This window comes from Pseudomonas sp. PB106, assembly GCF_009764645.1.
GTDB lineage: Bacteria > Pseudomonadota > Gammaproteobacteria > Pseudomonadales > Pseudomonadaceae > Aquipseudomonas.
In genome coordinates, this window is sequence record NZ_RWIM01000075.1 from 1 (window position 1) to 11,829 (window position 11,829).

Below are 11,829 nucleotides of genomic sequence, written 5' to 3' on the forward strand. Positions count from 1 at the left end.
CGATCTTTTGATCTTCAAAAGCAAGATCAAAAGATCGCAGCGTTCCGCAGCTCCTACAGGGAATAGCATTTTACCCTCAGGATTTTGTCGGACAAAAAATCGCCGAATCAGCCCCGCCGCGCCGCTGAATCGCATCAGTAACGCCGGTAACACTCCCCTCGTAACATTGCGGTAACACACGCAATTGACTTCCTGTTGGCTCATCACGACTATAGGCGTCCCGCTGCCGCCAACCCGGCACATACGGGCGCAATCCAGGCCTTATAAGCACGACAAAAGAGCGTGCGCCTGAGTAGATGAAGAATCACGCGCGTTACTCGCAGTAGTTTCCAGAGCGCCTGAACGAGGATTTTTTACATGCCAGCCATCACCCTGACCACGCTCCAGAGCCTCAAGCAGAAAGGTGAAAAGATCACCATGCTGACCTGCTATGACGCGACCTTCGCCCAAGCCTGCAACGAGGCTGGTGTCGAAGTGCTGCTGGTGGGCGACTCCCTCGGCATGGTCCTGCAAGGTCACGACAGCACATTGCCGGTGACCACCGCAGAAATGGCCTACCACACCGCGTGCGTCAAACGCGGCAACAGCGATGCCCTGATCCTGGCCGACCTGCCGTTCATGGCCAACGCCACCCTCGAACAGACCATGACCAACAGCGCCATGCTGATGCAGGCCGGCGCGCACATGGTCAAGGTTGAAGGTCAGTTGTGGCTGGCCGAGTCGATCCGCCTGCTCGCCGAGCGCGGTGTACCGGTCTGCGCGCACATGGGCCTGACCCCGCAAGCGGTGAACATTCTCGGTGGCTATAAAGTGCAGGGCCGTAACGAGAACCAGGCGCGGCAGATGCGTGCCGATGCGATCTCGCTGGAACAGGCCGGCGCGGCGATGCTGCTGCTGGAATGCGTGCCGAGCGAACTGGCGGCAGAAATCAGCCAGGCCGTGAAGATTCCGGTGATCGGTATCGGTGCCGGTAACGCCACCGACGGCCAGGTGCTGGTACTGCACGACATGCTCGGCCTGTCGATCACTGGCCGCGTGCCGAAGTTCGTGAAGAACTTCATGCACGGTCAGGACAGCATCCAGTCCGCGCTGAAGGCTTACGTCAGCGAAGTCAAAGCCACCACGTTCCCAGGCATCGAACACGGATTCTCTGCATGAACACCGTTAAAACCGTACGCGAACTGCGCGCCGCTGTTGCCCGCGCCCGCAGCGAAGGCAAGCGCATCGGCTTTGTGCCGACCATGGGCAACCTGCACAGCGGCCACGTCGCGCTGATCACCAAAGCCACGCAACGTGTGGATTTTGTGGTCGCGAGCATTTTTGTCAACCCGCTTCAATTCGGCGCTGGCGAAGACCTCGACAAGTACCCGCGCACCTTGGCGGCGGATCAGGAAAAACTCCTCGAAGCCGGCTGCTCCCTGCTGTTCGCGCCAACGGTCGAGGAAATGTACCCCAACGGCATGGCCGGGCAGACTCGGGTCAGCGTGCCGCAACTCTCCGAAGGTCTGTGCGGCGCCAGTCGTCCGGGGCACTTTGAAGGTGTCGCGACCGTAGTCAGCAAGCTGTTCAACATGGTCCAGCCGGATCTGGCGATTTTCGGCCAGAAGGATTACCAGCAACTGGCGGTGATCCGCGCGCTGGTGCATGACCTGAACATGCCGATCCAGATAATCGGCGAACCGACCGTGCGCGCCGCCGATGGCCTGGCGCTGTCATCGCGCAATGGCTTCCTCAGCGAAGAACAACGCGCAGTGGCCCCGGTGGTTTATCGCAGTCTGAGCAGCATTGCCGAGTCGATCAAGCAAGGCGAGCGCGACTTCCCGGCGCTGATCAGCGCCCAGTTGCAACAGCTGGAAGCCGCAGGCCTGCGTCCGGATTACCTGGAAATTCGCCATGCCCTGACCTTGCGTCCGGCGACGGCTGAAGACCGTGATCTGGTGATTCTGGTCGCCGCATTCCTCGGCACCACGCGGTTGATCGACAATCTGCACCTGAATCTCGATAGCCCGGTTTAACCGCAAAATCAAAAGATCGCAGCCTGCGGTAGCTCCTGCATAACCTGTAGGAGCTGCCGCAGGCTGCGATCTTTTGCGTTGCATTGGCGCTTATAAAGCCTTCGGGCACACTGCCGGCCGTTCGATTCCAACCCGGGAAGTTCAGCCTGCCTAAGCGCCCCTTCCCCTCCGTTTGTCGGCCACTCCCTGTATTGAATGTTAAAAAAGTACAGGGATCTGGTCAGACAAAGTCAAGACAGAACGCAGCGCGAGGTTTACTGTATTCGCCCTGTGTCCAGAAATCGTGTCGACGCAGTTGGCCCCACGCCCAAACATGGCGTGCCGAGGCTGTTCCGTGTTCAAAAGGCCGTTCAAGTAAAAAGGAAAACCGCAGCGATGGCGTACTACCGCACTCCTCACGACGTTACCGCTCTGCCCGCCTGGCAAGCGTTGAAAGATCACCGCCAAGCCATGCAGGATTTCAGCATGCGCGAAGCCTTCAACGCCGATCCGCAGCGCTTCAATCAGTTCACCCTCAGCAGCTGCGGCCTGTTTCTCGATTATTCGAAGAATTTGATCAACGCCGAAACCCGCAATCTGCTGGTGGGTTTGGCCAATGAAGTCGATCTGAAGGGCGCAATCAAAGCGCTGTTCGATGGCGAAATCGTCAACGCCTCTGAAGGTCGCCCGGCACTGCACACCGCCCTGCGCCGCCCGGTCGGCGACAAGTTGTCGGTCAACGGCGTCAACGTGATGCCGGAAGTCCACAAAGTGTTGAACCAGATCACCGATCTGGTCGGCCGCATTCACGACGGTCTGTGGCGCGGCTACACCGAGAAGCCGATCACCGACGTGGTCAACATCGGCATCGGTGGCTCGTTCCTCGGCCCTGAGCTGGTTTCCGAAGCGCTGCTGTCCTACGCGCAGAAAGGCGTGCGTTGCCACTATCTGGCGAACATCGACGGCAGTGAGTTCCACGAGCTGACGCAGAAACTGCGCGCCGAGACCACGCTGTTCATCGTTTCGTCGAAATCCTTCAACACCCTCGAAACCCTGAAGAATGCTCAGGCCGCACGTGCCTGGTATCTGGCACAGGGTGGCTCGGAAGCCGAGCTCTATCGTCACTTCATCGCCGTCTCGAGCAACAACGCGGCCGCCGTGGCGTTCGGTATCCGCGAAGAAAACATCTTCCCGATGTGGGACTGGGTTGGCGGTCGTTACTCGCTGTGGTCAGCCATCGGTTTGCCGATCGCCCTGGCCATCGGCATGTCCAACTTCAAGGAACTGCTGTCCGGTGCCTACACCATGGACCAGCATTTCCAGACCGCGCCGTTCGAACAGAACATGCCGGTGCTGCTGGCCCTGCTCGGCGTGTGGTACGGCAACTTCTGGGGCGCGCAAAGTCACGCGATCCTGCCGTACGACCACTACCTGCGCAACATCACCAAGCACTTGCAACAGCTGGACATGGAATCCAACGGCAAGAGCGTGCGCCAGGACGGCACCTCGGTGTCGACCGACACCGGTCCAGTGATCTGGGGCGGCGTCGGCTGCAACGGTCAGCACGCTTACCACCAGTTGCTGCACCAAGGCACCCAACTGATCCCGGCCGACTTCATCGTACCGATCGTTAGCTTCAACCCAGTCTCCGACCACCATCAGTGGCTGTACGCCAACTGCTTGTCGCAGAGCCAGGCGCTGATGCTCGGCAAGACCTTGCCGGAAGCCGAGCAGGAACTACGCGACAAAGGCGTGAGCGAAGAGCAGGTGCACAAACTCGCGCCGCACAAGGTGATCCCGGGCAACCGTCCGAGCAACACCCTCGTGGTTGAACGCATCAGCCCGCGTCGTCTCGGCGCACTGGTGGCCATGTATGAACACAAAGTGTTCGTGCAGAGCGTGGTCTGGGGCATCAACGCCTTTGACCAGTGGGGCGTGGAATTGGGCAAGGAGTTGGGTAAAGGCGTTTACAACCGCCTGGTTGGCAGCGATGAAACCGTCGCCGATGACCCTTCCACCCAGGGCCTGATCAACTACTTCCGCGGTCGTCACCGCGGGTGATTGGATGGCTCGGCCCACAGGCTTTGGCTCAACCCAAATCCTGTGGGCACAGAGATCCTTTGTAGGAGTGAGCCTGCTCGCGATAGCCGTGTATCAGTCAGCGTTGATGTTGAATGACACACCGCTATCGCGAGCAGGCTCACTCCTACAGTTGTTTTGGGGGGCATTTATAATCAGGCTCAGTCATCAGGTTACCTATCCGGCTTGAACCCTTTGCACTCTCGGCGCATCTTTATTCTTCGCACAACAAGAATAAGGAACCGTCATGTTCGATATCAGCACGTTCCCCAAAGCCGATGCCGTCCGCCGGGCTGCTCAGTTGAGTCAGGAAGACTATCGGCGCCTGTACCGCGAATCCATTGAACACCCCGACACCTTCTGGGCCGAACAGGCCACGCGCTTTCTCGACTGGAGCACGCCGTGGCAAACCGTTCAGCACTGTGACCTGAAAACCGGTGAAGCCGCCTGGTTTGCCGGGGGCAAACTGAACGTCAGCTACAACTGCATCGACCGCCACCTCGAACAACGCGGCGAGCAGACCGCCCTGCTCTGGGAAGGCGACGACCCTGCCGAATCGGCGCAAATCACTTACAAAAAACTTCACCACCATGTCTGCCGCCTGGCCAACGTGCTGAAAAGCCGTGGCGTGAAGAAAGGCGACCGGGTGTGCATCTACATGCCGATGATCCCTGAGGCCGCGTACGCCATGCTCGCCTGCGCGCGGATCGGCGCAATCCATTCGGTGGTGTTCGGCGGGTTCTCCCCCGATTCCCTGCGCGATCGCATTCTCGATGCCGATTGCCGTACGGTGATCACCGCCGACGAAGGCGTGCGTGGCGGCAAATTCGTGCCGCTGAAACAGAACGTCGACAAAGCCCTGCAGAGTTGCCCGGACGTCAGCACCGTCGTGGTGGTCGAACGCAGCCAAGGCAACGTCGACTGGGTTGAGGGCCGCGATCTCTGGTATCACCAGGCCGTGCGCGACGTCAGCGACGACTGTCCGCCGGAGCCGATGGACGCCGAAGACCCGCTGTTCATCCTCTACACCTCCGGCAGCACCGGTAAACCCAAAGGCGTGCTGCACACCACCGGCGGCTATCTGCTGCAAGCGGCGATGACCTTCAAATACGTGCTCGATTACCGCGACGGCGAAGTGTTCTGGTGCACCGCCGATGTCGGCTGGGTTACCGGCCACAGCTACATTGTCTACGGCCCCTTGGCCAATGGTGCGACCACGTTGATGTTCGAAGGCGTGCCGAGCTACCCGAGCAGTTCGCGCTTCTGGCAGGTGATCGATAAACACAAGGTCAACATTTTCTACACCGCCCCCACTGCCCTGCGCGCATTGATGCGCGAAGGCGCCGAGCCGTTGAAGGAAACGTCGCGCGCCTGCCTCAGATTACTCGGCAGCGTCGGTGAGCCAATCAACCCGGAAGCGTGGGAATGGTATTTCAACGTCGTAGGAGAACAGCGCTGCCCCATCGTCGATACGTGGTGGCAGACCGAAACCGGCGGCATCATGCTCAGCCCGCTGGTCAGCGCGCAGCGGATCAAACCAGGTTGTGCCACGCAGCCGATGTTCGGCGTGCAACCGGTGCTGCTTGACGAGCAAGGCAAGGAAATCAAAGGCGCCGGCAGCGGCGTGCTGGCGATCAAATCCAGTTGGCCGGCGCAGATCCGCAGCGTCTATGGCGACCCGCAACGAATGGTCGACACCTATTTCAAACCCTACCCCGGCTACTATTTCACCGGCGACGGCGCGCGTCGCGATGAGGACGGCGACTACTGGATCACCGGGCGCATCGACGACGTGATCAATGTCTCCGGCCACCGCATCGGCACCGCCGAAGTCGAAAGTGCGCTGGTGCTGCACGACAGCATCGCCGAAGCCGCCGTGGTCGGTTACCCGCACGACGTCAAAGGTCAGGGAATCTATGCCTTCGTCACGCCCATGAACGGCGCCGAACCGAATGACGAGTTGAAGAAAGAACTGCTGGCCCACGTCAGCAAGGAAATCGGCAGCTTCGCCAAACCGGACCTGATCCAATGGGCGCCAGCCTTGCCGAAAACCCGCTCAGGCAAGATCATGCGGCGCATCCTGCGCAAGATCGCCTGCAACGAACTCGACAGCCTCGGCGACACCTCGACCCTCGCCGACCCGAGCGTGGTGCAAGGCCTGATCGACAAGCGTCTCAACCAGTAACATCCCGGGCGCGGTCAGCCGGCCGCGCCCGCCCTTCTTCACTGAGTGGTCATGGAATTCATCCGCAGCCGTATCGAACAGCAACTCATGAGCCTGACCGGGCTGTCCCTCGGCCAACTCGACCTGGAAAACCCCAAGGGCGATCCCGGCCTGTTCGGCCCCGACTCGGTCAGTTGGCAAGTGCACGGCGACTTCAGCAGCATGTTGATCGGGGGCATCAGCGCGCTGTTGCTGCAAGCGCTGCATCCATTGGCGTTGGCCGGGGTTTGGGATCATTCGAATTTCCGTCAAGACATGCTCGGGCGCTTGCGCCGCACCAGTCAGTTTGTTTCCGGCACCACGTTTGGCTCGCGCCGCGACGCCGACTGGTTGATCGGGAAAGTCCGCACTATCCACCAGCAAGTGGTCGGCACCGCGCCGGATGGCCGGCCTTACGCCGCCAGCGATCCGGACTTGCTGACGTGGGTGCATGTGGCCGAAGTCAGTAACTTTCTAGCGGCGCATTTGCGCTATCGCAACCCACAGTTGTCGCTGGCCGATCAGGATCGTTATTACGCGGAAATTGCCGTGATTGCCGAGCGCCTCGGCGCGCGGGATGTGCCGAAATCGCGGCAGGCCGTGGCCGACTATCTGCATCGCATGCGCCCGCAGTTGCTCTGCGATGAGCGCAGCCGTGAAGTCTTGCGCCTGTTGCTCGCGGCACCGGCGCCGAGTGTTCTGGCGCGGCCGTTTGGCGATTTGATGATGAAGGCTGGCATTGATCTGCTGCCGGACTGGGCCAGCGACATGCTCGATGTGCGGCAGAGTTCGTTGCAGCGCCAGTTGATTCGCGCCAGCGTCAGGCGCAGCGCGCCGATGCTGCGCTGGGCGATGCGCAATGGCTCGGTGCAACGGGCCAAACGGCGAATGGGATTGAGCTGAAAACTTCGTCGGACGCCTTCGCGAGCAAGCTCGCTCCCACAGAAGACCTGATTTGCACCATGGATCCCCTGTGGGAGCGAGCTTGCTCGCGAAGGCAGCAACTCGGTTCCCCGCCAAGCTGCTAAACTCCCGCGCCCCTATTCTCTCCAGCAAGGCGCCCGCATGTCTTCCTTGAATCAGGCGCTGCGCGCCGCCCTCGATCAACGCCAGGATCTGCTGGCCGAGTTGCACCGCCAGGGCACCGATTGCTATCGCCTGTTCCATGGCAGCCAGGAAGGTGCCGGCGGTCTGACCATCGATCGCTACGGCCCGCAATTGCTGGTGCAGAGCTTTCACCAGACGCTGGAGCGAGACGACCTGCTGCAACTGCACGCCATGGTTAACCAGACGCTGGGCTTCGAGTCTCTGCTGGTCTACAACGACCGCTCCCGTGGCAACTCGCGGATCGACCGTGAAGACAGTGTCTACAAAGCCGATGAGGCTGCACTGGCCGATCTCGTTGGCCACGAATGGGGCTTGAATTACCGCGTACGCGGGCGTCACGCCGGGCAGGACCCGCTGCTGTTCCTCGACTTGCGCAACACCCGCGGCTGGGTCAAGGAGCACGCCAAAGGCAAATCCGTGCTCAACCTGTTCGCCTACACCTGCGGCGTTGGCCTCAGTGCCGCTGCCGGTGGCGCCAGTGAAGTGTGCAATCTGGATTTCGCTGAAGGCAATCTGGCGGTCGGTCGCGAAAACGGCCTGCTCAACCCGCAATTGCCCGAGATGCAATTTATCCAGTCCGATTACTTCCCGGCGATCCGCCAGCTCGCCGGGCTGCCGATCAGTCAGCGACGCGGACAGAAACTGCCGAGCTATCAGCGTCTGGAACAGCGTCAATACGATCTGGTCCTGCTGGATCCGCCGGCGTGGGCCAAGAGCGCTTTCGGCACCGTCGACCTGCTGCGCGACTATCAGAGCCTGCTCAAACCGGCCCTGCTGACCACCGCCGACAACGGCGTGCTGATCTGCTGCAACAATCTGGCGAAAGTCAGCATGGACGACTGGCGCGAGCAGGTGCTGCGCTGCGCCGAGAAGGCGGGCCGGCCAGTGCGCGAGTGGAGCGTGATGACCCCGGGCGCCGACTTCCCGTCGATGGATCAACAGCCGCCGCTGAAAACCCTAATTCTGCAGCTATAAACAACCCTGTGGGAGCTGGCTTGCCAGCGATTGCGGTGGGTCAGTCAACAAAGTCGTCGACTGGTATGCCCTCATCGCTGGCAAGCCAGCTCCCACATGGGTTCTGTGTTTTGAGAACAATCTGAATAATCCTGTCCCACACCGGGCACTTCGGAACCAGAATCGCGTGCCATACTCCAAGGCACTCCGATTCAGACAGATGAAGCCGCACATGCCCAAAGGATTGATTCGCGCGATTGGCGCCTTGTTGACTGCTCTGGCCCTCTACAGCCTGCTGGGGTTTCTGATTTTGCCGGGCATCGCCCTGCGGGTGGCCAACCAACAACTGGCCAACTACGCGACCGTGCCTGCGCATATCCAGCGCATCGAACTCAACCCGTTCAGCCTTGAGGTCACCCTGTGGGGCTTGGTCATCGGCGAGCCGGGCAAGGAACAGGTCGGTTTCGAACGCCTGTACGCCGACCTGCAAATCGACAGCCTGTGGACCAAAGCCCTGCACTTGGCCAACATCGAACTGGATAAACCGAAGAGCGAAATCCTCTTCGCCAAAGATGGCAAGCTCAACCTGCTCGGCCTGTTCAATGTGCCGGCCAGCGAACCCACTCCCGTAGACCCGAACGCCAAACCCTTCCCGCTGCGCATCGACAACATCAAACTGGCCGGCGGCGTCGTGCATTTTCAGGATGTGCGCCCAAGTGAACCCATCGAATTCCTCTACGACGATCTGAATTTCGAGCTGAAAAATCTCAGCACCCTGCCCGAAGACAGCGCCGACATGACCTTGGTCGCCATCGGCCCGCAAGGTGGGCGAATCGACTGGGCCGGTAATTTCAGCCTGATTCCGTTCACCTCCGAAGGCACCCTGAAAGTCACCGACGGCAAGATGAAAGCCTTCTGGCCCTACGTGCGTGACTCCGTGCCCTTGGTGCTCGAAGACGGCGTGATCAGCCTCAGCACCGAATACAAACTCAATCTGTCGAAAGAAACCGAGCTGCTGCTCAACAACGTCGCCGTCAGCATCGCGCCATTCGCCATCAAGGCCCCGGATGGGCGTCCGCTGGCGAAACTCGAGCGCCTGGATGTCAGCGAAACCAGCGTCGATCTGGCCAAGCAACAAGTGGTGGTCGGCAAGATCCGCAGCCAGAAACTCGAAACCTGGGCCGCGCTGGAAGCCGACGGCCAACTGGACTGGCAGAAACTGTTCGCCAGCCAACCGTCGAAACCCGCCGCCAAAGCCGCCGCCGAACCGGCCAGCGCACCGGCAGCTGCCGACTCGCCGAAAGCCGAACCGACAGCGCCGAGCAAACCGTGGCAGGTACTGCTCAAAGACGTGCAATTGCGCAACTACACCGTCCATTTGGCTGATCGTTCGGCGAATCCGCCGGTGGCGCTGGATATCACCCCGCTGAACGTCGACCTGCAGGATTTCGACAGCCTCAACGGCTCGCCCTTCAAGCTCAAGCTCGACAGCGGGCTCGGCAAACAAGGCAAGATCAGCGCCGATGGCACGGTCAATCTGGCCCCGGTCAACGCCCAGCTCAACGTCAAAACCCAAGACATCGACCTGCGTGTTGCACAGTCCTACATCAACCCGTTCATTCGCCTGGAACTGCGCAGCGGCATGCTCGGCAGTGACTTGAAGGTCAATCTCAAGAGCACCGAACCGCTGGCGCTCAGCGTAACCGGGCGGGCGCAGATCGATCAACTGCACACCCTGGACACCCTGAAAACCCGCGACTTCCTCAAGTGGCAGCAGGTCGTCGTCGAAGGCCTGAACTATCAACACGGCGACAGCCTGTCGATCGACAAGGTCAACCTGTTCCAGCCGTATGCGCGGTTCATGATCAACGATGATCGCACCACCAACATCGACGACTTGCTGATCCCGCAACCGGCCGACAACGGCGCGAAAACCACGGCGGCCAAACCGGCCAGCAAAGACAAACCGCTGGGCATCCACATCGGTGGCATCGCCATCAACGACGGCTCGGCCAACTTCGCCGACTTCAGTCTGACGCCGAACTTCGCCACCGCGATCCAGCAGCTCAACGGTCAGATCGGCACCATCGACAGCCGCCAGGCGAAACCGGCCAGCGTCGACATCAAAGGCAAGGTTGATCGTTATGCGCCAGTGACCATCAAGGGCGCGGTCAATCCGTTCGATCCAATGGCGAGCCTCGACATCGCCACCAGTTTCAAACGCGTCGAACTGACCACGCTGACCCCCTACTCCGGCAAGTTCGCCGGTTACCGCATTCGCAAGGGCCGCCTCAACCTCGACCTGCATTACCTGATCACCAAAGGCCAGTTGAAGGCCGAGAACAAAGTGGTGGTCGAGCAACTGCAACTGGGCGAGAAAGTCGACAGCCCGGATGCCGTGAGCCTGCCGCTGAAACTGGCGATTGCCCTCCTCAAGGACGTCGACGGCAAGATCTCCATCGAACTGCCGGTGACCGGCGACCTGAACAATCCGCAGTTCAGTGTGATGCCGATTGTCTGGCAGACCCTGCGCAACCTGATCGTCAAAGCCGCTGCCGCACCGTTCAAATTGATCGGTGGGCTGGTCAGTGGTGGCGGCTCGCAAGACCTCGGCACCGTGTCGTTCGCGCCGGGTTCCAGTGAGCTGAACAAGGACGCCGAAGCCGCGCTGGTCAAGCTGTCGCAAGCGCTGAAGGAACGTCCGGCATTGCGCCTGGAAATCGAAGGCACCGCCGCGAAAAGCAGTGACGGTCCGTTGATCGCCGAACAGCGTCTGGAGCGTGAATACCAGTACAACTACTACAAGATGCTCCAGCGTCGGGGCGATAAAGTCCCGGCTCAAGCGTCGCTGATCGAAGTGCCGGACAGCGAGAAAGGCCCGCTGCTCGAAGGCATCTACCGCACGCGTCTGAAAACCCAGCCGCCGGCGGAATGGAAGGACTTGGGCAAGGAAGAACGCACGGCGAAGATGCGCGAAGGCGTGATCAATTTCTGGAGTGGCAGCGATGTGCTGTTGCGCCAGCTCGGTCAGGACCGTGCCAGCAGTATCAAGGATTATCTGGTGGACAAAGGCCAACTGGCCGACGACCGGGTGTACTTCATCGATGCCAACCTTGGCGAGGCCGAGAGCGATGGCCGTGTAGTCACACAAATGCACCTGGATGCGGAATGATGAAACGCCATTGGCTGGCCGTGCTGACACTGAGCCTCGCTGCCGGCCACGCCGTAGCGTCCGACACGCTGCGTTGTGGCAGCCAGTTGATCAGCCTGGGCGACCGCTCCAGCGAAGTGCTGCAGAAGTGCGGTGAGCCAGTCAGCCGCGACGTGCTGGGCTATAAGCGCAGCGCCAATCGGCGTGAGGAGTTTCAGGTCGAGGAATGGACGTACGGGCCGAGTAACGGCATGTACCAGTACCTGCGTTTTGAGGGCAACCGCCTGCGGCAGATCAACAGCAAACGCGGTAACTGAAAAGATCAAAAGTATCGCAGCCTG

At 60.5% G+C, this 11,829-nt stretch carries 8 protein-coding genes; all 8 read left to right on the forward strand.

The window, feature by feature from the left end:
- The first annotated feature begins 357 nt into the window (after positions 1-357).
- The 8 genes from panB (at position 358) to EJA71_RS09785 (ending at position 11,805) form a co-directional block, all read left to right on the forward strand.
- Positions 358-1,158: a 3-methyl-2-oxobutanoate hydroxymethyltransferase gene (panB, locus tag EJA71_RS09750; RefSeq protein ID WP_158956342.1), complete on the forward strand. Its 801-nt coding sequence runs from the start codon at positions 358-360 to the stop codon at positions 1,156-1,158.
- Positions 1,155-2,015: a pantoate--beta-alanine ligase gene (panC, locus tag EJA71_RS09755; protein WP_158956344.1), complete on the forward strand. Its 861-nt coding sequence runs from the start codon at positions 1,155-1,157 to the stop codon at positions 2,013-2,015. Before panB ends, panC begins: the two co-directional genes overlap by 4 nt.
- A gap of 375 nt (positions 2,016-2,390) precedes the next feature.
- Positions 2,391-4,055 (forward strand): glucose-6-phosphate isomerase, encoded by a 1,665-nt coding sequence (gene pgi, locus EJA71_RS09760; RefSeq protein WP_158956346.1) that lies wholly within the window; start codon positions 2,391-2,393, stop codon positions 4,053-4,055.
- Between the two features lie 265 nt (positions 4,056-4,320).
- Complete coding sequence (acs, locus tag EJA71_RS09765; RefSeq protein WP_158956348.1) at positions 4,321-6,258, forward strand: acetate--CoA ligase; 1,938 nt, start codon at positions 4,321-4,323, stop codon at positions 6,256-6,258.
- 51 nt (positions 6,259-6,309) lie between these two features.
- Complete coding sequence (locus tag EJA71_RS09770) at positions 6,310-7,179, forward strand: oxygenase MpaB family protein (RefSeq protein WP_158956350.1); 870 nt, start codon at positions 6,310-6,312, stop codon at positions 7,177-7,179.
- Between the two features lie 162 nt (positions 7,180-7,341).
- The gene (locus EJA71_RS09775) at positions 7,342-8,358 is read left to right on the forward strand and encodes a class I SAM-dependent rRNA methyltransferase (protein WP_158956352.1); all 1,017 of its coding nucleotides are present in this window, start codon (positions 7,342-7,344) and stop codon (positions 8,356-8,358) included.
- A gap of 199 nt (positions 8,359-8,557) precedes the next feature.
- Entirely contained in the window at positions 8,558-11,509 is a 2,952-nt protein-coding gene (locus EJA71_RS09780; RefSeq protein ID WP_158956354.1) for a DUF748 domain-containing protein, read from the forward strand.
- Positions 11,509-11,805, forward strand: coding sequence for a DUF2845 domain-containing protein (locus EJA71_RS09785; protein WP_158956356.1), 297 nt, complete (start codon positions 11,509-11,511; stop codon positions 11,803-11,805). The genes EJA71_RS09780 and EJA71_RS09785 overlap by 1 nt, the downstream gene beginning before the upstream one ends.
- Positions 11,806-11,829: the final 24 nt, after the last annotated feature.